Here is a 21,582-nt window from a genome sequence, read left to right on the forward strand (position 1 = left end):
ACAAAAGGTTGTAGGGTGGAAAAGAGTTTTAACAAATTGCTTGAAAAAGACGCGCTTTCAAAACCATTTAAGAAAGCGGCTGATAAAATTACAGATTTAATTGAATTCTTGAGAATGAGGGCGAAGTTTATCGTGCCTAGATTAAATTGGGATTAATCCCCCACTACCCCATGCTTTTTATGATGAGCGCTTACTGTTTCATCAAGTCCCGCAGCTTCGGTTAAGGCAGCCACATTTTCTTTCGTGAAAAACCCATCAAATCCGTGACAACGCTCAACGTATTCTGTGATAAGCAAAGATAAAGGGGAGTGTTTGGAAAATATTTGTTGCAGATCAGGGGTATCACCACAGGCGCCAAACACTTTAGCTAGAAATCCAATATGAGCGGAGTCTCTAAGCGTGCTTATCACATAATCAATATTTTTTCCTCCACTTGGATGATCGCCATCGACCACTTCCATGGCAATATGATGCATTCTTCGCCCATAATTTCGTACGAAATTTTCCGTTGGCATAGGTAAATTTTCAAATGAATTGACCATATAGGGGGTGTTGTTGGCGGTGAATACTTTAGCAGGGGAGCGAATATCATTCCCGTGCAAGCAACGATTCACATTGGTAGAGGAATTCATATCATCAATGTTATAAGCCCCCCAGAAATAATAATTTGAAAGGCAAAGAAATTCTAAAATGGCGTCTTCACGTTCGCCTGCAAGAATTCGTGTGGCCATGTGATCAATGCCTTTAATAAGCGGTTTAGTTCCTTTATCTTTAGTAAATTGATCCGCTTTATCTAACGCTTGTTGTTGCTTTTCAGTTAGGCTAAAAGGTTGTCCTAACTCAAGAGAATCAAAATCAAACAAATCATCGCTGGTATACCCAGTACTATTGAACGTTAGATCGGACATACGTGTAAATTGAACATGTTTATTGCAATAGAATTTGTTTTCCGTGATTTCTGGATCATGAAAGTTAAAATCCTGGGAAATTAATATGTTTTTGGTTTCTTTCGTATCTTTGGTTTTAAAAATCTCACCCACGTATCGCGCATTATATTTTTCACGCGCATTCGGATACATTTTGTTTACGCGTGTAATATCGTCTTTAAAATTTGGATCTAAGGGTTCCATGACAATATAAATGGGTGCTTCCTTGATATTGGTCAGGCAATAAATTTTATGCGTATCACTAATATAGCTGGCAGCATATCGATAAGGCGTCATTAAATATAATTCTTTCAAATAATCTAGGGCATCGCCTGTTTGAACCTGAACAACAACGGCTGCCATATCCCCTAATAAATCATCTAATCCACTTGATTTTCGTCGCTCATAGATTTTTATACGATATTCATTAAAATAATCAGAATTTTTTTTATCACCTTTTGGATCATAGGTTAAAGGATTAATCATGGCTGGCTCCTAGGCATTATTCGGCTATATAGGACTGGTATTTTGGTTCCCACATGGCCTCGTCGATGGCTTCGTCGATTTCTGAATCCGTTTGTTTTTTAGCATGCCCTTCATTCATGGCTTCTAAAATAACTGCTTTAGCAATATGACGACTGACCGATCGAATGGTATGTAATTCGGGAAGCAATCTTCCTTGTCCTGTTTTAGTAGCAGGCGCTAATTCACTTAAGGCCATGGCGGCTGCCATCATCATTTTATCGGTTACACGTTTTGCTTTCCCAGCGACTACCCCTAAGCCAACGCCTGGAAAAATATAGGAGTTGTTGCATTGAGCGATGTCAATCGTTTGTCCATTAATCTCAACGGCATCAAAAGGGCTTCCTGTTGCAACTAAGGCTTTGCCATCCGTCCAGTGCAATACATCATGCGGTGATACTTCAATTCTAGACGTTGGGTTTGATAGGGGGAAAATAATGGGTCGTTCACAATAGTTAGCCATGGTTTTAATCATGGGTTCAGTAAATTGATTAGGTTGGCCCGAAACCCCTAAAAGAATCGTTGGCTTCGCGTTTTGAATCACATCCATCATGCTGATAAGACCGCTGCTTTGTAACGACCATTCGCTTAATTCTTCTTGTTTACGAGCAAAGGGTTTTTGGAATGGTAAAAGGTTATTCATTCCATCATGAAGAAGACCATTTCTATCCACTAAATAAAATCGAGTTCTTGCTTCTTCTTCACTTAAGCCTTGATTCATCATGGCATGTACCAATTGTTCACTGATTCCGCATCCAGCAGAACCTGCACCCAATAATGCAACACGATGTTCTTTTAATGGCACGTTACAAGCTTTTGTCGCCGCAATAATTCCAGCCACAGCAACAGCTGCGGTTCCTTGTATATCATCATTGAACGTGCAAAGTTCATCTTTATACTTTTCCAGTAAGGGGTAAGCGTGTTGTTGTGCAAAATCTTCAAATTGCAGCAATACATGGGGGAAATGTTTTTTGACGCCTTGTACAAAATGATCTACGAAATCATAGTATTCTTCACCGGTTAATCTCGTATGTCGCCAACCGAGATATTCCACATCCTCAAGACGCTCTTTATTATTGGTTCCTACATCCAGAATAATGGGCAATGTTTCGGCGGGGCTGATGCCACCACAGGCTGTGTAAAGCGATAGTTTACCAACCGGAATACCAAGTCCACCTGCACCCTGATCGCCAAGGCCTAATATTCGCTCACCGTCAGTTACTACAATGACACTCACTTTGCGAAGTTTTGCTACCGCACTTAAAATCTCATCCATCTTATCGTATTCAGGATAACTGATGAATAAACCTCGAGGTTGTCGATAAATATGATGAAAAAATTCACACGCTTGCCCTACAACAGGGGTGTAGATGATGGGCATCATTTCCTCAAGATTATCCAGCACAAAGCGGTAAAAAAGCACTTCGTTGCGATCTTGCAGTGCTCTTAAATAAATATGTTGTTCTAAAGGAGTCTGTTTGGCAGAAAAAGCATCTCGGCATCGTAGGAGCTGTTCTTCAATCGTTTCGGTGTTGCAAGGAAGTAAGCCTAATAGATGAAATTCTTCTTTTTCTTTTGCAGTAAACGCCGTGCCTTTATTGAGAATCGGATCTCTTAACAAATTTTGACCGCGCTTAGTTACCTTCATCGCCATAGTCCTACTCCATGTAAGTGAAAGATTTAACTATAAATTAAACTATAGCAAAAATGAAAAAATATATTTTTTATTCTTAACTACTGGCCGCGATTGGTGTATCAGTGTCCTACATTCCCAACTTATGCGCTCAACGCTCATTAGCGAGTTGTTGTACGAGTGAAGACATATGTCTTCTTAGATGTGCAAAAAAATTGCACAAAAACGATACCATTCCTTGGGATTTTTTGTTATAATTTGCGCCACTTTATAGTCCTCTTTATGGAGTGGTTTTTGTCGGATTCGTTCGCAGTTGATTCGCGCGTTTCACTGCCGCGTGGTAATTGGATGGCTTGGTTGGTTTGTCTTTCAGCCGGTTTGTTTTTCTTCTACGAGTTTTTCCAGCTTAATTTGTTTGACGTAATTAACCAACCGTTACGTGAATCATTTCATATTGATGCAGCACAAATCAGTTGGATGTCGAGTACGTATTTGTGGGCGGATATTCTATTTCTTCTTCCTGCCGGTGTCATTCTTGATCGCTTTTCCACTCGCATGGTTATTTTGACTGCTATGTTTGTCTGTGTAGTGGGAACGGTTGGTTTTGCGCTAACGAACTCATTTGCTATCGCATCGTTTTATCATTTTTTATCGGGTATCGGGAACGCTTTTTGCTTTTTATCTTGTGTAGTTCTGGTTTCTCGTTGGTTTCCCCCTAGGCGTCAAGCGCTGGTTATTGGTTGTTTGGTGACCATGGCGTTTATCGGCGGAATGATGGCGCATACGCCACTGGCTTATTTGAACGAACATTTTGGTTGGCGTGATTCCTTACTCATTGATGGTGGGGTTGGCGCCTTGTTATTTCTCTGGATCTTATTTTTTGTTAAAGATCACCCCCCACAGCTTGCCAGCAACCAGAATCATGTTTCTGAAAAAACGGCATCGCCAAGCGTTTTAAAATCCTTAGTAAACCCACAAAATTGGTTGGCAGGGCTTTATACTTCGTGCCTTAATCTTCCAATTATGGTGCTTTGTGCTTTGTGGGGCGCAAGCTATTTAGAAGTGGTGCATCATTTACCCAAAATGGCCGCCAGTAATGTGGTGAGCATGATTTTTATAGGGAGTATCATTGGATGTCCCGTTATTGGTTGGCTTTCAGACACCATGGGGCAGCGTAAGCCACTCATGATACTGGGTGCGATTGCCACCTTAATTACCATCATTCCATTATTCTTAGGTATTGCTTTTTCTCCTACAGAGCTCAGTATTTTATTTTTCGCTTTGGGCTTTTTTACAAGTACGCAAATCATTACGTATCCTTTGATTGCAGAAAGCAATGACTCTTCAAATACGGGAGCGGCTACAGGCATGGCTTCTGTGATTATTATGGGTGGCGGTGGTGTTGGCCAGGTGTTGTTCGGCAGCTTAATAAAACATCACGCAACCTCTGATCTATATACCTTTACTGATTTTCAATTTGCTATGTGGATGTTCCCCATCGCAACATTGGTCGCGTTGGTTGCCATTTTGTTTACGCGAGAAACCTACTGCAAACCCTATAAGTGAGGAATTGTTATGCAGCAAATGATTGAGGACTACAATCAATTCGATCAAATCAAAAAGATTTTCTTGCCTTGGATGGTTTGTTTTGCAGCTTCCTTGTTTTTCTTTTATGAATTTATACAAGGTAATATGTTTGCGTCCATCGCAGACGATATCATGCGCGATTTTCATATTCAGGCCGATAAGATGGCCTACTTATCCAGCATTTACTACGTTTCTAACGTGCTTTTCCTGTTTGTGGCAGGCATTTTGTTGGATCGTTTCTCAGCCAAAAAAACGATTATCATCGCGATGGTGTTGTGTGTATTCAGTACGTTTTTGCTGGCATCCTCTCATTCTTTTTATGTGGCCTTATTTTGTCGATTTATCACAGGGATTGGCAGTGCTTTTTGTTTTCTTGGACCAATGCGTATTGCCTCACGATGGTTCTCATCAAAGCGTATGGCGATGGTAACTGGGGTCGTTGTGACCATTGCTATGACCGGTGGCATGATGTCTCAATATCCTTTAACCATGTTGGTTTTGCATCATGGCTGGCGTGAGTCGCTAGTCTATGTGGGATGGCTTGGTATGGCTTTATTGTTTCTCATGATGTTTGGCATTAAAGATAAGCCCGCTGAATACAATGAGCGGTCTGCTGAACAAGGCGGTATGCTGGCTTCGGCTAAGAAAGCATTTTTTAATACCCAAACGCTACGGGCAGCGCTATACACGAGTTTAATGAATATGGCTGTTGCAGTATTTGGGGCCATGATGGGGTCTTTGTATCTCATGCAACGTTTAGGAGTGGGTAAAGAACAAGCAGCTATGGTGAATTCCATGTTGTTTTTGGGAGCCATATTGGGTGGCCCCATCATTGGTTGGATTTCAGATAAGATTGGTCGACGTGTCATGCCCATGCAGTGGGGAGCGATTGCTTCTTTAATAACGATTCTAGCTATTTTATATTTACCGGTTTCGGTGGGATTGATGGCGGTTTTATTTTTCCTGTTAGGCTTTTTTACCGCAGCACAAGTCATAAGCTATGCACTTGTCGCCGAAAGCAGTCCTCCAGCTATGACCGCTACCGCTTTGAGTCTTATTTCTATTTTGGCGCAAGGGGGTTATATTGTTTATCAAAATGTATTTAGCCGGCTATTGATGTGGCATGGCGAAATGCAAATGGTCAATGATGCTCCTGTTTATTCGTTTGGTGATTATCAAGCGGCGGCTTTACTCATCCCATTCGGGCTGATTCTAGCATTGGTCGTATTATTTAAATTGAAAGAAACGCACTGCCAGCCAGTTCAACAAGGATAAGAGCGCATGAGTTCTGCACGAGTATGTATTTTATTAATGGATTCTTTTGGCATAGGTGCAAGCCAAGATGCAAGCCGCTATGGTGATGAAGGGGCAGATACGTTCGGTCATATTTATCAAGCATGTGAAGAAGGCAAGGGCGATAAGCACGGTTTAAGGCAAGGTCCATTAACGCTTCCTAATTTAGCCCGATTAGGTCTTTATCACGCCGCCATGGCCAGTACAGGTGTAAAGCGATTTGAATTAGCCAAATTATCTGAGCCAGAAGGGTATTTTGGATATGCGGTTGAACGAAGTCTTGGTAAAGATACACCGAGTGGTCACTGGGAATTAGCTGGAGTGCCGGTTTTATTTGAATGGGGGTACTTCCCTCTGACCATTCCTTGCTTTCCTTTAGAATTAATCGAAAATTTCATCAAGCAAGCGCATCTACCAGGCGTGCTAGGTTTAAAACATGCTTCTGGAACTGAAATTATCGAAGAGCTAGGTGAGGAGCATATCAAAACTGGTAAGCCCATTGTATACACCTCAGCTGATAGCGTGTTTCAAATTGCAGCCCATGAAACCCATTTTGGATTAGAGCGTTTATATCATGTATGTGAAATCGCAAGGCGATTAGTAGATGCTTATCAAGTTGGGCGAGTGATAGCGAGACCCTTTGTTGGGGCTCCAGGTTCTTTTAAACGCACTGGAAATCGACGCGATTATGCAACCCCTCCGCCACAACCTACTTTGTTGGATTATTTGAAAGAAGCGGGGCGAGAAGTCATTGCCATTGGGAAAGTGGCGGATATCTATGCCCATCAAGGCGTGACTGAAACTATTAAAGCGGATGGTAATATGGCGTTATTTGATGCGACTTTAAATGCCATGAGAAACGCACCCGATGGCAGCCTAGTGTTTGCTAACTTTGTCGACTTTGATTCATCCTATGGTCATCGTCGCGATATTCCAGGGTACGCCCACGCTTTAGAAGCATTTGATGCGCGACTTCCTGAGCTTGAAGCTTTATTAAAGCCTAAAGATATTGTGGTAATTGCAGCGGATCATGGTTGTGATCCGACTATGCCTGGCTCTGATCATACTCGTGAACATATCCCTGTCTTAGTCTTTGGCCCTGAAGTTAACCCTCAATTTATTGGGCGGCGTGATAGTTTTGCAGATATTGGCCAAAGTTTAGCGGAGTATTTAAACATCAAACCATTGCCAAATGGTGTTTCGTTCATTAATACCCCATGATGTCTTCTGCTTCGTTTGTTCAATTTTGTTCAACCCTTGGTTTAAGACTTACCTCGTTACGTCGCGAGGTGCTCTTTATACTTTGGCAAGCGCAAAAGCCTATGAAAGCTTATGAGGTTTTGCAACAGCTCTTAAAATCTAAGCCGAATGCAAAGCCGCCTTCCATATACAGAGCCTTGGATTTTTTCCTTTCACAAGGCATCGTTCACAAAATCGAATCCATACAGAGCTTTACCTTATGTTGCGAACCAGATAAACAGTTGGTGTCTGAAGTGCTGATGGTTTGCGATCATTGTCGTCAAGTAACGGAAATGCATGATCAAACCTTACAATTGCTGGTTTTGAAGCTGGCTGAAGCGCATGCGTTTAAGCTTAGGCAAGATGTGATTGAACTCAAAGGAACTTGCCAGCAATGTCAGGGCAAACGCTCTAATTTTTGAATATTACACGCTTTTTTTGCCTACTTGCCCTGGTTTTATGCTGGGCATTTATTTTTTTGTCTACAACGGATCTTAACTTCATATAATAAAGGCCAAAATTTTCCCGTAATTAAGAAAGATTGATGTTTTGGATAATAAGCGATCCCATTCGCAACACAAACGTTTGGATGGCAGACTTTCGTTGGTTTAAGCGACTCAATATCAATCCAGCCTTCAACTTGACCCGTTTTAGATGAGATCATGACAATAATGGACGTTGGTAACACGTTGGCGTAGATTTTCTCTTGTACATATTCCAGTTCATTTAGTCCAGAGAGGAGCTTTTCGCCAATGGTAACGGCTAGCTGCTTTATTGGCTTAAAGTCAGTAGTTGATAGATAAGTGAGGATCCCAGAGCCATTACTCATGATGAGCTCATTTTTTGCGGAAGTTAGTCCCCATCCTTCGCCTTTGAAAGAAAAGTGGTTTTTAAGTTTTAAAGTGGATTTATCAAATACGAACCCTTGATGTTCGCGATACGTAAGAAGGTATAGATTATTTTCAATAATCGTAATCCCTTCGCTAAAATAACGTGATGAAATAGTTACGTTTCGAATGGGGGTTAGAGTCGGAAATTCCATGATGCTGAGCTTGGATTGATGATACAACCCTTGGCTTTCATAGAGTTTATCGTCATGGAGGACTAATCCTTCAGTAAAGCGTTGGGAATTATGCGGATAGGTATGGATAACTTTAAAATCATACTTTGGTATAGCGTGTGCTCTTAGGGTCTTTTTGAGCTCGGATGATGCAATGATTTCTGGTGAGGCCCATGTGTTGAACGTGGTCAATATTAGAATGATAACGACCCATTTTATCCCCATTGGAACGGAAAATATTCGATTTGTTACACAGTAGTTCATTTTTGGGGTTCCGCAGCAAAAGAAAACGATATCAAGACTTGATTTTTACACAGTTAGCCCCATTTAATCTAATTTGAACGTTGTGAGGACAGATTTTGGAACAATTTCGTGGCACGACTATTTTGTCGGTAAGACGGGGTGGAAAAGTAGTGATTGGCGGAGATGGCCAAGTTTCCATGGGCAATACGGTGATGAAAGGGAATGCTCGCAAAGTCCGGCGTCTTTATAAAGAAAAGGTGATAGCAGGATTCGCAGGTGGTACCGCCGATGCATTTACCTTATTTGAGCGCTTTGAGAGCAAGCTTGAAAAACATCAAGGTCATTTAGTTCGCGCTGCGGTTGAATTAGCCAAAGATTGGCGAACCGATAAAATGTTACGCCGCTTAGAAGCCTTGCTTGTGGTTGCAGACAGTAAAGCGTCATTAATCATTACCGGAAATGGTGATGTGATTGAACCAGAAGACAATTTAATGGCGATTGGCTCTGGCGGTCCTTTTGCTCAAGCTGCTGCCCGTGCATTATTAGAAAATACGAAATTATCTGCCAAAGAAATTGTTGAAAAGGGATTAACAATTGCTGGCGAAATTTGCATATACACCAATCATAATATATCCATCGAAGAATTAGATAGTGAGTAATTTCATGACCAATAGAAAATCAATGATGACTCCACGTGAGATTGTAGAAGAACTGGACCGTCACATCATTGGCCAGGATGAGGCCAAGCGAGCTGTAGCCATTGCACTTCGTAATCGCTGGCGCCGAATGCAAATTAAAGATCCAGCTTTACGAAGTGAGATCATGCCTAAAAATATCTTAATGATTGGACCAACGGGTGTTGGTAAAACAGAAATTGCCAGGCGTTTAGCTCGATTAGCTGAAGCTCCTTTTATCAAAGTTGAAGCGACAAAATTTACCGAAATTGGTTATGTTGGACGAGATGTGGATTCAATTATTCGTGATCTGGCAGATTTTGCGGTCAAACAAGAGCGTGAGCTCGCTATGAAAAAAGTTCAAACACTAGCCGAAGATGCAGCAGAGGAGCGGGTTTTAGATGCATTATTGCCGACTGCCCGAGGAAGCAGTAAAGATGAGAAAGAGTCCACCACACGCCAAACCTTTCGAAAGCAACTTCGAGAAGGAAAATTAGACGATACCGAAATTGAAATTGATGTAGCAGCCTCTCCTATTGGTGTAGAAATTATGGCGCCACCCGGTATGGAAGAAATGACGAATCAATTGCAATCGATGTTTCAACAAGTAGGAACCGGTCGCACGAAAACACGTAAACTTCCTATTGGCAAAGCAATGAAAATGTTGACTGAAGAGGAAGCGGCTAAGTTAATCAATGAAGAAGATATCAAGGCTCGCGCCATTGAAAACGTTGAGCAAAATGGCATCGTGTTTATTGATGAAATTGATAAAGTAGCTAAAAGACCGGAACATGGTGGAGATGTATCACGTGAGGGTGTACAACGTGATTTACTCCCGTTAGTGGAAGGAACAACCGTATCAACGAAATACGGCATGATTAAATCTGATCATATATTGTTTATTGCATCCGGCGCATTTCATGTGTCAAAACCATCGGATTTAATCGCGGAATTACAGGGGCGTTTACCCATCCGTGTTGAATTAGGAGCCTTAAGTGTCGAAGATTTTGTTCGAATTCTTACAGAACCTGATGCCTCACTAACGGAGCAATACATTGCCTTAATGTCTACGGAAGGGTTGAGTTTATCCTTTGATGAATCAGGCATTCGGCGAGTGGCTGAGGTTTCTTGGGAAGTAAACGAGCGAACTGAAAATATTGGCGCTCGTAGACTTTACACCGTGATGGAGCGGCTTCTTGAAGTGATCTCATTTGAGGCTACCGATCGCTCAGGAGATTCCGTACAAATCGATGAGGCGTATGTAAATCAGCACTTAGGAAAATTAATTGCGGATGAGGATTTGGCTCGTTATATTTTGTAAAGCATGTCGTGATTTTGATTTGTTGTGCGCCTAGCCTGACGCACAACAAAACGGCCTTCAATCTTTTAATCATATCCTATTTACTGAGCCGCTTCTTTTTGCGCGGGCACATCTTTAGGGGGATTTTTCTTCTCTGAATGAACCTTGTAATCAACAATATTATGAATCTTTATTTTATTGAGCTCCTGGATAACTTTTGCAGCAACTTCAGGAGACACGACCTGTGTATTGATCAAAATAGAAGGATGTTGTATTCCTGAAATCTCTCCAATAATTTTAAATTTATTCTTTTCATTAAATTGATGATAAAGATACTCCCAAACACCTACTGCTGCGGCTTGATTGTTTTCTACGGCTTTGTATGCTTCATCTAAAGAGGCAACTTTTAACCAAGTAACGGAAACCCCTAATTGATTCAATTTTTCTTTAACTTTTAAGTAATTGCTTGCTGAATAGGGGTCGTAATACGCAAGGGTTTTATTTTTTAAATCATTCAAACTATTTATAGAAGAATCCTTTGCAACGAGAATATAAGAACTATAAGTTGTATCTTTTTCTCCAGAACTGGGATCTTTGGTAATAGCGGTTGCAATGCGTTTTATGTGCCCGTGCTTCTTGACTAATATACTTGTCGGCACGGATTTGACATAAGCAACTCCTATCTTACCCTTGGATAGATCATGCATCAGCGACTCCATGCTATCATATCCTCTAAAAATAAATCTTACGCCCGTGCTTTGGGTAAGATCGTTTGTAATCGTTTGCCATGTTTGGTGCAGCTCTTCTTTTGTGCGCACCGGATATAACTGGTTCGTAACTAAAGCCCCAATTTTAATGGAGGGTGGCTCTTTATTATCAGCGGCTTCAAGTGGGTAGCTCAAAACGCTTAAAAGCAGAATGAATATCGACGTCCATAATTTTTTCATAAAAATACTCCTTTATTATTCGGTTACGACTAAACTTTTTTTAAAAAATTGATTTAAACTCAAATCGAGGTTTTCTTTAAGAGCCTGATCAGCCTCTGCAATAATTGTATGCCAATGTTTTTCAAACAGCGAATCACGTTTGACAATTTCTTCGGTGTTGGGTAATCGATAAGGTAGAAGCTGGATTAACTCATATAAGGTTAAATGATCTAAATCTCTGCTTAAAATGTAATTGCCCTCATCGGTAGTCTTGACTAATTTGAGCTCAATGAATTTGGCTAACATGTCACCCACATCTACGGCAAACGGATGCTTACTGGTATTAATCAAACGTTCAAGCGTTACACTTTTGCCGTCGCGTTGAGCTAACCATAATTGATGTAACCATAACAAGGCTTGGGAGAACCCATCCACTGCGGGGCCTTTGCGACGTTCATAATTTACTGCTAATGCGTAGCTGATTTCAGCGCCAATTAATGTGATTAACCAGACCCAATAAACCCAGACAAAAAAGATAGGAATGATAGCAAAGGCACCATAGAGTAACTCATAGGTATTATATTGCGATAAATAATAAGCAAATCCTTTTTTGGCTGATTCAAACAAAATCGTAGCCACTAAAGCACCAAGAAATCCATGTAAAATACGCACACGGCAATTCGGAACAACGACGTAAAGAAACGTAAACCCAACCAGCGACAGTATGGATGGGAGGAATACTAGAAGTGCGATGGGTGTATGATATCGTTGAGTAAAAGGCAAGGAAAATAGATAAGAACTTGCGGCAATACTTAATCCAAGAAGAAAAGGCCCAAGAGATAAAATAGCCCAATACAGTAAAAACGCGGAAGTTCCACGTCTGGCCGAACTCACTCGCCAAATTTTATTCATTGAACGCTCAATGGTATACATTACTAAAAGCGCACTGATGACTAAAAACACCACACCAAGAATTGAAAGCTTAGACACTTGCTTGGTAAACATTTGCAGATAATCTTGAACTGCTTTACCCGTTGCTGGAACGAAATTTTCAAATATAAAATCTTGAATGGGATCTCTTAAATGTTCAAATACCGGAAACATGGACAAAATGGCAAAGCCAACGGACATTAAAGGAACCACCGCTAAAAGACTCGTGAAGGTTAACGCCGAAGCTCGATAAGTACAGTCATCATCAATAAAATGATTAACAACAAAGACGACAAAGCGTTTTGCTTCAAACAATTTATTTTTAGCATAGTGAAACAAGTCTTTGTTATTCATAAGAATCAAGGTAAGAATCATCTATGATCATAGTCTATGAGCTAATGCATTGATTTGCCAATAAAAAACATCATATATATTAATCCTATGTGATATATGATTCTTATTATGATTCAAAGAGGAAATGTCTAAAACGATTGATTCGCCCTATGAATTTCTTTCTTGATTGACTATCATCGGGATTTTTATAAGAGAAAGAGCAATTTTATGGCGAAACCTTATATTCTTGTTTTATATTATTCACGTACAGGTTCGGTTGCAAAACTCGCTCAATATATTGCTCGCGGAGTTGAACGAGTGGATGGAATTGAAGCAAGGCTTCGTACGGTACCACCTGTATCAACCACAATTGAAGCAGTAGATAAATCCATTCCAGAAAGTGGAGCACCCTATGTCACTATTGAAGATTTACAGCAGTGTGCAGGACTTGCATTAGGCAGCCCAACACGGTTTGGTAACATGGCGTCACCCATGAAGTATTTTCTTGATAGTACCAGCGCTTTATGGCTGTCGGGTGATCTAGTGGATAAACCGGCCTGTGTATTTTCATCTTCTGCCTCGATGCATGGGGGCCAGGAAACAACCTTAATCACCATGATGCTTCCTTTATTACACCAAGGAATGGTGATGGTTGGCCTTCCTTATACAGAGCAAGCGTTGAATCTTACTGAGTCGGGTGGAACGCCTTATGGTGTGACGCATGTGTCGGGGCTTAATAATGATAAACCCATTACGGAAGAAGAGATTTCGCTGGCGAAACACTTAGGAGAGCGTGTGGCTAAAGTTGCTTTAGCTATGAGTAAACCATTAATTAGGTGATTGTTGTGAAAGTAATTAGTTTTAATGCCAATGGTATTCGTTCGGCTGCTCGGAAAGGTTTTTATGAGTGGCTAGCCAACCAGCAAGCAGATGTTGTGTGTATCCAAGAAACAAAAGCACAAGTTGAACAACTACAACCTGAATCCCTATTTTTCCCCAAAGAATATCATTGTGAATATTTTGATGCACAAAAAAAGGGATACAGTGGGGTTGCAATGTATGCTCGTCAAAAACCTGAGCGAGTTATTAAGGGTGTTGGTTTTGAGGCATGTGATACGGAAGGAAGATACCTACAGTTTGATTACCCTGGATTAAGTATTATCTCGCTTTATCTTCCTTCTGGAACGAGTGGTGATTTGCGGCAAGCTGTGAAGTATGAATGTCTTGATTTTTTTAAAAATCATTTTAAATCACTAAAAGACGAGGGGCGTGAACTGATTATATGTGGGGATTACAATATTGCGCATAAGCAAATTGATCTTAAAAATTGGCGAGGAAATCAAAAAAATTCCGGTTTTTTACCTGAAGAGCGCGCTTGGATGGATGAGTTATTTGGCGCTTTAGGTTTTACGGATGCCTTTCGTGTTCATAACCAGCAGGCAGAAGAATATACCTGGTGGTCTAATCGCGGACAAGCGTGGGCCAAAAATGTTGGTTGGCGCATTGATTATCAGGTGGTGACTCCAGGCATTGCCGAGCATATTGTTGACAGTGAAATTTATAAGGAAGCGCGTTTTTCGGATCATGCACCCTTATTAATCGAATACAAAGGGGATTGGTGTGCTTAAACTAGCCAGTTGGAATGTGAATTCATTAAAAGTACGATTAGAGCAGGTCATTCATTGGTTAAGTGCCTCGAATATTGACGTTTTAGCTATCCAGGAAACCAAGCTTTTGGATGAAAATTTTCCAGCAGAAGCGTTTACAGTGCTTGGTTATCATGTGGTTTACTCGGGTCAAAAAACATACAATGGTGTAGCCATTATTAGCCGCGAGCCGATGCAGGAAGTGATGATGGATATCCCAAATTTAGAGGATCCCCAGCGTCGCATTCTGACGGCATCCATAGGGGATTTGCGTTTGGTAAATTTATATGTACCCAATGGCAGTGAAGTGGGTTCAGAAAAATATGTTTATAAGCTTCATTGGCTTGAACGAGTGACTCAGTTTTTAAAAGAAGAATTAAATCGATACGCCTCATTGGCGGTGGTTGGCGATTTTAACATTGCTCCAGAAGATATTGATGTACACGACCCAAAAGCATGGGAAGGTTCTGTTTTGGTTAGTCCTCCTGAACGTGAAGCGTTAACCAACATCATGAATTTGGGCTTAAACGATAGTTTTCGTGTTTTACATCCCGGCGAGCAAGCGTTTAGCTGGTGGGATTATCGCCAAGGAGGATTTCGTCGAAATCATGGATTACGAATTGATCACATTTTGCTTAGTGATGAACTTCAAAGCCGGTGCAGCGCAAGTGAAATTGATATCGTTCCCAGAAAAAACGAACGCCCATCGGATCATGCTCCGATTTGGGTGAATCTTGAATTATAAGCGCTTGATTGAGATGGCCCGAAAAAGCGGGCCAAGTCTTTGAGCAATATAGGATTACGGCGTGTTTGGGGGTTGCTGGTCTTGGATTGGCTCTTCCTTTTCCTTTAATAGTGGTTGAGACTCATTGTTAAACATCGAATATTGACGCAATGGTTTTTCTTCCATAATCTCGTTTGCAAAACGTTTACCTTCCGTTTGCAATAATTGCAAGGGATGCTTTTTAGTTGCAGCGTAGCATATCCCCATGATTAAAAGACCTGGTAATATTCCGGTTAATATTGTTGCTGCAAGAATTGCAACGAATTTAAGAAAATTCTTGGCAACTCGCGTGTTATCTTGTTTAATAATGTCGATGTTTTTAGTTGAAGCATCCTTAGAATAAGGGGCATCGTTAGAATAAGGAACACCGTTAGAATAAGGAGCATCCAGATATTGATAAAAAGCTTGAATCTTATCCTGGTTAGGGAGTGTGGGGTTTTCAAGAATAGTTATTAAACCCGTTGTGATAGTTTCAATTTTACCTTTCAAGATTGGATCTTTAATGTTTAAATTCTGCTGATAATTAAGGGTGATAGATTTAAGCTTATCAACCACAACATCTAATTCCGGTTTTGGAAGTGGAGTTTCTTGGGATAAATGACTACTATCTTTTTCGAGTTCATTTGGTGATGCTTCCAATTCATCGAGTGAATCACTGCTACTTTGTTCGGATTCGCTGGATGGCGTTTCTAATACATCAAGAGGATCACTACTGTCTGGATTTATAGCCAATTCTTCCTCTGGTTGAATTTTCCTATCAGAATGATCGCGATTATAAATTTCAACCTTTTGGAAAACACTCCATTCTTGTTTTGCATAAGCTTCGCGTGATAATTGGTATTGGGCTTTAAATTCTTCATCTATTTTTGTGGCCACATGGATGGAAGCTCCATCACCTCCATGACCATCATAAACCCCCATTAAAAAGGGAGTGCCGGCATCCAGAGAGTCGGCGGTTAGGGTTTGAATAGCAACAGATATATTATCTCTTGAGTCATCGCTTAATGCCAAGCTTGCCAATTGTCTCGAGAGTTCCTCTTCACTGAGAGTGCTCGGATTTTCTATTTGAGTTAGTTTGGCTTTTAAATAAGCTTCATGAGCTTCCTTAGTTTGTTCGGGTGCCTTTTCTGTAAAGCCATCGCAGGTGGTGATGATTTGAATCGAACCGACCTCTTCTCGGCTAATTGATGAATTACTGATGAGTTCGCTAAGGGAATGAATATCGATGGTTGCATCCGAAGTAACACCGGCTTTTCGAAGTAGGGCATGATTATCACCAATTGCACGAGATACAGCGAGTATCCCCGATACTCTTCCATCCAAGACCACTCCACCAGCCTTTTTAATTCGATCACTTTCCGCAGGAACCATAGGTGAATGAGTGACGCTATTTAACCGAATGACACGATGAATATTTCCTGCTTTGTCATATATCGCAGCAAAGGAAACGGCATCAGCAAGGGTTGCTGTGATTAAGTTACCGCGACCATCAAATACGGTTGTTGAGGCGGTGGTGCCAGCGGTTATCTCGGGTGATAAAGAAACATGCAAATGTTGATAAGTAGTCCATAATCGATGACCAATATCTTCTGGAGTTAAGGAGGCGAAGGCATTTTCCTCGAACGTAAGCCAGACCAATGCGTCTTCCTGTGTTTTGCGTTTCCCACGCATCTCATAACATCCAAAATGGAAATCATGGTTTTGAGCTGACGCGGTCTCTTGTGTAGGAGGATTAGGTGTGGAAATAGTGTAAGGCATGTTGTCTCCTAAATTTATAAAATGAGAGAACAGAATGATTTAGATTATAATTTATGTTTACAAATAAATCAATATTATCATTTTCCGGACATTACAATCCGTGATTTATAGAAAAATCTGAAAACCCTGCTATAACTTTTTTAAGGATAAAAAATAAAAAGAAGGAACGTCTCATGCGCTTATCTAATAAAGTTGCTATTGTCACAGGGGCTGCGAGCGGGATTGGTAAAGAAATTGCCTTGGTTTATGCGAAAGAAGGGGCTAAAGTGGCGATTGCCGATCTCAATCTTTCACAAGCTGAGAACGTTGTTCATGAAATTAAGGATAATGGCGGCCAAGCGATGGCCGTTGAGATGAACGTTGTTGATGAAGAGCAGGTCCAGGAAGGTGTGGATAAGGTTGCCGAGCAATTTAAAAGCGTGGATATTTTGGTGAGTAATGCGGGTATTCAAATCATAGAAGCAGTCGATAAGTTTTCTTATGCGGATTGGAAAAAACTCTTGGCGATTCATTTAGATGGTGCTTTTTTAACGACTCGCGCCTGTTTAAAACATATGTATCAATCAGGCCGTGGAGGCAGTGTGATCTATATGGGCTCAGTTCATTCCAAAGAAGCCTCGCTGCTTAAAGCACCCTATGTGACCGCTAAACACGGTTTACTCGGTTTATGTAAAGTCGTGGCCAAAGAAGGCGCGGCTCATAATGTTCGCGCGAACGTGATTTGTCCTGGATTTGTCCGCACACCGCTTGTTGATAAACAAATCCCTGAACAAGCGAAAGAGTTGGGCATAAGCGAAGAAGAAGTTATTAAAAAAGTGATGCTAAAAGACACCGTCGATGGCGAATTTACGACGACAGACGATGTGGCACAAACCGCCTTATTTTTTGCTTCTTTTCCATCTAATGCATTAACCGGTCAATCGCTTGTTGTTAGCCATGGCTGGTTTATGGAGTAAATCGCGTGCCAAAAACCAACAAAAAAAAATCATCTAAAGAGTTTGATTACATAGCTTGTTGCTTACAAGGTGGTGGGTCTATGGGAGCCTATCAGGTCGGGGTTTTGGAAGCGCTCCAAGAAGCGAATTATTTTCCTGATTGGTTTGTGGGGACATCCATTGGCGCGATTAATTCGGCCATTGCCGCGGGAAATCCTGTGAATGAGCGAATTCCTCAAATGCGTCGTTTTTGGGAAAAGATAGCCACCCCCTCCTTTTTTGATAAACTCGGGTTGCCAGATGGCATTATAAATCGGCGCATCCAGCATTTTCTTTCTTCCCAATCCGCCGTATTGTTTGGTCAGCCAGGTTTTTTTAGCCCTAGATGGCTTTCTTTGCTCTCGGCATTCGAGATGCCTATGTTAAGTTATTACGATACGACCCCCTTAAAAGAAACACTCGAAGAGTGTATTGATTTTGATAGACTTAATGTTGAAAAAAAAATTCGTTTAAGTGTTGGCGCTGTTGAGGTGAGCTCTGGAGCAATTCATTATTTTGATTCAGAAAAACACCACATCGGTCCAGAACATATTATGGCGAGTGGCGCCTTACCACCTGGGTTTCCACCAGTAAAAATCGACGGCAAATTGTATTGGGACGGTGGGTTATCCAGTAATACGCCTTTAAGTTACGTGATGATGGACCATCGGCCTCAAGCCCTATTGTGCTTTATGGTGCATCTATTTGATTCGTTTGGGCTTGATCCGTTGTCTATGGATGATGTTGAAAAACGTCGCAAAGACATCGAGTATTCAAGTCGCTTTGAAAAACTTCTTGAAATGCATCATGAAATTCATTCGCTTCGCTATAAAATTCATCGTTTAGCCAAAAATGTCCCAAAATCAAAAGAAGATCCTGAGTTTTTAGAAAAATGCCTTCATGATGGTTGGAATAAAACGGTAACCCTAGTTCGGTTTTTATATGCAGGGGACGATGATGATTTATCCTCAAAAGATTATGAGTTTTCTAAACAATCCATCTGTGAACATATTGAGCAAGGGTATGCGGATGGAAAGAAAGGAACAGAACAATCACCCTGGTTAAAACCCGTTCCTCCAGATATTGGCATCGCATTGCATGACATGGCGGAATCTAAAAAAATAGGAGTCAAAGAATGAAGGAATCAGAGATTAAAAAAAACGCCTTTGCCATGCCTATGTATAGGCCCAGTTATCCAAAGGGACCATATCGCTTCATCAATCGCGAGTTTTTGATTATTACGTATGAAACGGAGATGGACTTATTACGCGAAGTCGTTCCAGAACCTTTGGAAGTAACCGATCCCATAGTAAAATTTGAATTCATACGTATGCCCGATTCCACAGGGTTTGGTGACTATACCGAGTCTGGCCAAGTCATTCCAGTGCGTTATAAAGGGCAAAACGGCGGTTATTCTCATGCTATGTATTTAGATGACCATCCTCCTATTGCCGGTGGGCGAGAAATTTGGGGGTTTCCTAAAAAATTGGCTAAGCCACGGTTAATTGTTGAAAAAGAAACACTCATGGGGACTCTCGATTATGGGGATTGCCGGGTGGCTACAGGAACAATGGGTTATAAATATGAATCGTTGGATTCGAGTAAGGTCGCTGAATCATTAAAAGGAAAGAATTATTTATTAAAAATTTTACCGCATGTGGATGGCAGTGTTCGTGTATGTGAGTTGGTTGAATATGTACTTGAGGATATCTCCATCAAAGGCGCCTGGACAGGCCCTGCTGAATTACAATTGTTTCAGCATGCCTTGGCGCCTGTGGCGGAATTGCCAGTGAAAAAAATTATTGCTGCAACTCATATTGTGTCTGATCTAACCTTACCTTATGGTCGTGTGGTGCATGATTATTTAGACTAAGTTCATTAACTCATGAGCATGTGAGGTTATTGTAGGTTGGGCCTTGGCCCAACTATCTAATCTCGTAATTGATTTTATAACCGAAGTCTGATATTGTTGCACGTCATTTATTTTAGAGCATGGTGCCTGGCAAATGATCAGGTGGCGATGCCCGTTTTGAATTTTTAAGAGAGTGGTAATATGAAAGCTTCGATTCATCCTGAGTACGAGACCATCCATGTGACCTGTAGCTGTGGCAGTACATTTGAAACACGCTCAACCTTATGTCATGATTTAACGATTGAAGTCTGTGCTCAGTGCCATCCTTTCTATACCGGTAAGCAAAAACTGGTGGATACTGGAGGTCGTGTACAGAAGTTCCGTGATCGTTATAAGACACGCAAGAGCAATGCAGAAGAGAAGGAATAATTTGATTGCGATAAATTCATTTAGATAGTTAAATTGAATGAAACCAGGGCGCATTTGTGATGCGCCTTTTTTTTGTAAGTATCTATTGCTATAAAAAAGACTTGACTCAGGGTACGAAAACAAAGCCTATTATAGGGATCATTCAATAATCCTGTTCGATTGAACCATTTGTTTAAGGTGATATCGAACTGACATTAAATTATAGAGAGTAATGAGTTGGATAAAGATGTATTAACTAAGCGCGCACTGCATTATCATGAGTTTCCAGTTCCTGGCAAACTCGGGGTGCACATTACAAAATCAACCAATTCTCAGGATGATTTGTCCTTGGCCTATACCCCCGGAGTTGCTGAGCCAGTATTGGCCATTGCTGAAAATCAAGAAAATGCTTATCGATATACTTCTAAAGGAAATTTAATTGCCGTCATGACCAATGGAACAGCGGTGTTGGGTCTTGGAAATGTTGGCCCTTTGGCGAGCAAGCCCGTTATGGAAGGAAAAGCGGTCTTGTTTAAACGTTTTGCGGGCATTGATGTGTTTGATATTGAGATACAAGCCGAGGATTCTCAAGAATTTATTTCTACTGCACGAAATATTGCTCCTACCTTTGGTGGTATAAATCTAGAAGACATCAAAGCCCCTGAGTGTTTTGAAATAGAACAGGCCTTGACAGAACAAGTCAATATTCCTGTATTTCATGATGATCAGCATGGGACTGCCATTGTGGTCGCGGCAGGTCTTTTAAATGCATTGGAGTTACAAAATAAATCCCTTTCGGAGGTAAGAATTGTTTGTATCGGCGCAGGCGCTGCAGGCATTGCCTCCATGCGTTTGCTGGTTGCACTAGGCGCTGATAAAAATAAAATGCTTCTTCTAGACAGCAAAGGCGTAATCCACACCCAAAGAGATGATTTGAATGCTTATAAATATGCATTTGCTCGTGCCACAGATCGCAGAACGTTAGCGGATGCCTTGGTCGATGCGGATGTCTTTATTGGGGTTGCAAAACCTGATCTTTTAAACGCAGACCTACTCAAATTAATGGCACCCAAACCTGTGATTTTTGCACTGTCGAATCCAAACCCAGAAATTCGTCCGGAACTGGCTTTAAAAATTTGTGATGATTTAATTATTGCAACGGGCCGCAGCGATTACCCCAACCAAGTGAATAACGTTTTATGCTTTCCTTACATATTTCGGGGCGCATTGGACGTTCGTGCAACGCGAATCAATCAGGCCATGCACATCGCTGCGGTTGAAGCGATACGCCAGCTTGTTCATGAGCCAGTTCCCGAAGAAGTGAAACAAAATTACCCTGGGGTTACCGACTGGGAATTTGGTCCTAATTATATTATTCCGAAGCCTATTGATCCTCGACTTCGTGAACGAGTATCCAAGGCTGTTGCCAATGCAGCCATTGCAAGTGGTGTTAGCCGTAAAGACGTCTAGTGCCGTTCGAACTAAAACGTATAC

Annotated in this window: 20 protein-coding genes; 14 read left to right on the forward strand and 6 right to left on the reverse strand. The window is 41.2% G+C overall.

Annotated features, from left to right (window positions below):
• Positions 1-152: 152 nt before the first annotated feature.
• A complete protein-coding gene (locus E1O41_RS10745) occupies positions 153-1,412 on the reverse strand; it encodes a hypothetical protein (protein ID WP_131777338.1) in 1,260 nt (419 codons plus the stop codon).
• Between the two features lie 16 nt (positions 1,413-1,428).
• Positions 1,429-3,102: an NAD-dependent malic enzyme gene (locus E1O41_RS10750; protein WP_131777339.1), complete on the reverse strand. Its 1,674-nt coding sequence runs from the start codon at positions 3,100-3,102 to the stop codon at positions 1,429-1,431.
• A 273-nt stretch (positions 3,103-3,375) separates the two neighbouring features.
• On the opposite strand from E1O41_RS10750, the gene E1O41_RS10755 reads away from it, so the two are divergent.
• Genes E1O41_RS10755 through E1O41_RS10770 form a run of 4 tightly spaced genes read left to right on the forward strand, consistent with a single transcriptional unit; the run spans position 3,376 to position 7,622 of the window.
• Positions 3,376-4,647 (forward strand): MFS transporter, encoded by a 1,272-nt coding sequence (locus E1O41_RS10755; protein WP_165481181.1) that lies wholly within the window; start codon positions 3,376-3,378, stop codon positions 4,645-4,647.
• A 9-nt stretch (positions 4,648-4,656) separates the two neighbouring features.
• Positions 4,657-5,943 (forward strand): MFS transporter, encoded by a 1,287-nt coding sequence (locus E1O41_RS10760; RefSeq protein WP_165481182.1) that lies wholly within the window; start codon positions 4,657-4,659, stop codon positions 5,941-5,943.
• Positions 5,944-5,949: 6 nt separating this feature from the next.
• Positions 5,950-7,182 carry a phosphopentomutase gene (locus E1O41_RS10765; protein WP_131777340.1) on the forward strand — a complete coding sequence of 411 codons (1,233 nt, stop codon included), beginning with the start codon at positions 5,950-5,952 and terminating at the stop codon, positions 7,180-7,182.
• Positions 7,179-7,622: a transcriptional repressor gene (locus E1O41_RS10770; protein ID WP_131777341.1), complete on the forward strand. Its 444-nt coding sequence runs from the start codon at positions 7,179-7,181 to the stop codon at positions 7,620-7,622. Before E1O41_RS10765 ends, E1O41_RS10770 begins: the two co-directional genes overlap by 4 nt.
• Positions 7,623-7,657: 35 nt before the next feature.
• Here the strand turns inward: E1O41_RS10770 and E1O41_RS10775 are convergent, their stop codons facing one another.
• Positions 7,658-8,524 carry a glutaminyl-peptide cyclotransferase gene (locus E1O41_RS10775; RefSeq protein ID WP_131777342.1) on the reverse strand — a complete coding sequence of 289 codons (867 nt, stop codon included), beginning with the start codon at positions 8,522-8,524 and terminating at the stop codon, positions 7,658-7,660.
• Positions 8,525-8,619: 95 nt separating this feature from the next.
• Here E1O41_RS10775 and hslV point away from each other — a divergent pair, with 95 nt between their 5' ends.
• A complete protein-coding gene (hslV, locus tag E1O41_RS10780; RefSeq protein WP_131777343.1) occupies positions 8,620-9,162 on the forward strand; it encodes an ATP-dependent protease subunit HslV in 543 nt (180 codons plus the stop codon).
• A gap of 4 nt (positions 9,163-9,166) precedes the next feature.
• On the forward strand, positions 9,167-10,498 hold the full coding sequence (hslU, locus tag E1O41_RS10785) for an ATP-dependent protease ATPase subunit HslU (RefSeq protein ID WP_207384524.1): 1,332 nt from the start codon (positions 9,167-9,169) through the stop codon (positions 10,496-10,498).
• Positions 10,499-10,578: 80 nt separating this feature from the next.
• Here hslU and E1O41_RS10790 read toward each other — a convergent pair whose 3' ends face one another.
• Positions 10,579-11,424, reverse strand: a complete 846-nt coding sequence (locus E1O41_RS10790) for a phosphate/phosphite/phosphonate ABC transporter substrate-binding protein (RefSeq protein ID WP_131777344.1) — start codon at positions 11,422-11,424, stop codon at positions 10,579-10,581.
• A 15-nt stretch (positions 11,425-11,439) separates the two neighbouring features.
• Positions 11,440-12,687 carry a YihY family inner membrane protein gene (locus E1O41_RS10795; RefSeq protein ID WP_131777345.1) on the reverse strand — a complete coding sequence of 416 codons (1,248 nt, stop codon included), beginning with the start codon at positions 12,685-12,687 and terminating at the stop codon, positions 11,440-11,442.
• Between the two features lie 207 nt (positions 12,688-12,894).
• On the opposite strand from E1O41_RS10795, the gene wrbA reads away from it, so the two are divergent.
• The 3 genes from wrbA to xth are packed head-to-tail and all read left to right on the forward strand — an operon-like array spanning position 12,895 to position 15,057.
• Positions 12,895-13,506 carry an NAD(P)H:quinone oxidoreductase gene (gene wrbA / locus E1O41_RS10800; protein WP_131777346.1) on the forward strand — a complete coding sequence of 204 codons (612 nt, stop codon included), beginning with the start codon at positions 12,895-12,897 and terminating at the stop codon, positions 13,504-13,506.
• Between the two features lie 5 nt (positions 13,507-13,511).
• A complete protein-coding gene (locus E1O41_RS10805) occupies positions 13,512-14,294 on the forward strand; it encodes an exodeoxyribonuclease III (RefSeq protein ID WP_131777347.1) in 783 nt (260 codons plus the stop codon).
• Positions 14,287-15,057: an exodeoxyribonuclease III gene (gene xth, locus E1O41_RS10810; RefSeq protein WP_131777348.1), complete on the forward strand. Its 771-nt coding sequence runs from the start codon at positions 14,287-14,289 to the stop codon at positions 15,055-15,057. Before E1O41_RS10805 ends, xth begins: the two co-directional genes overlap by 8 nt.
• Positions 15,058-15,111: 54 nt before the next feature.
• Here xth and E1O41_RS10815 read toward each other — a convergent pair whose 3' ends face one another.
• Positions 15,112-16,854 carry a PP2C family serine/threonine-protein phosphatase gene (locus E1O41_RS10815; RefSeq protein WP_131777349.1) on the reverse strand — a complete coding sequence of 581 codons (1,743 nt, stop codon included), beginning with the start codon at positions 16,852-16,854 and terminating at the stop codon, positions 15,112-15,114.
• 173 nt (positions 16,855-17,027) lie between these two features.
• On the opposite strand from E1O41_RS10815, the gene E1O41_RS10820 reads away from it, so the two are divergent.
• The 5 genes from E1O41_RS10820 to E1O41_RS10840 all read left to right on the forward strand — a co-directional run bounded on the left by E1O41_RS10820 (position 17,028) and on the right by E1O41_RS10840 (position 21,558).
• Complete coding sequence (locus E1O41_RS10820; protein ID WP_131777350.1) at positions 17,028-17,810, forward strand: 3-hydroxybutyrate dehydrogenase; 783 nt, start codon at positions 17,028-17,030, stop codon at positions 17,808-17,810.
• A 5-nt stretch (positions 17,811-17,815) separates the two neighbouring features.
• The gene (locus tag E1O41_RS10825; protein ID WP_229669386.1) at positions 17,816-18,967 is read left to right on the forward strand and encodes a patatin-like phospholipase family protein; all 1,152 of its coding nucleotides are present in this window, start codon (positions 17,816-17,818) and stop codon (positions 18,965-18,967) included.
• Positions 18,964-19,701, forward strand: coding sequence for an acetoacetate decarboxylase (locus E1O41_RS10830; RefSeq protein WP_131777351.1), 738 nt, complete (start codon positions 18,964-18,966; stop codon positions 19,699-19,701). The genes E1O41_RS10825 and E1O41_RS10830 overlap by 4 nt, the downstream gene beginning before the upstream one ends.
• Positions 19,702-19,881: 180 nt before the next feature.
• A complete protein-coding gene (gene rpmE / locus E1O41_RS10835) occupies positions 19,882-20,109 on the forward strand; it encodes a 50S ribosomal protein L31 (protein ID WP_131777352.1) in 228 nt (75 codons plus the stop codon).
• A gap of 216 nt (positions 20,110-20,325) precedes the next feature.
• Positions 20,326-21,558 carry a malic enzyme-like NAD(P)-binding protein gene (locus E1O41_RS10840; protein ID WP_131777353.1) on the forward strand — a complete coding sequence of 411 codons (1,233 nt, stop codon included), beginning with the start codon at positions 20,326-20,328 and terminating at the stop codon, positions 21,556-21,558.
• The last annotated feature ends 24 nt before the right edge of the window (positions 21,559-21,582 follow it).

The organism is Legionella impletisoli (assembly GCF_900639875.1).
Taxonomy (GTDB): domain Bacteria; phylum Pseudomonadota; class Gammaproteobacteria; order Legionellales; family Legionellaceae; genus Legionella_A; species Legionella_A impletisoli.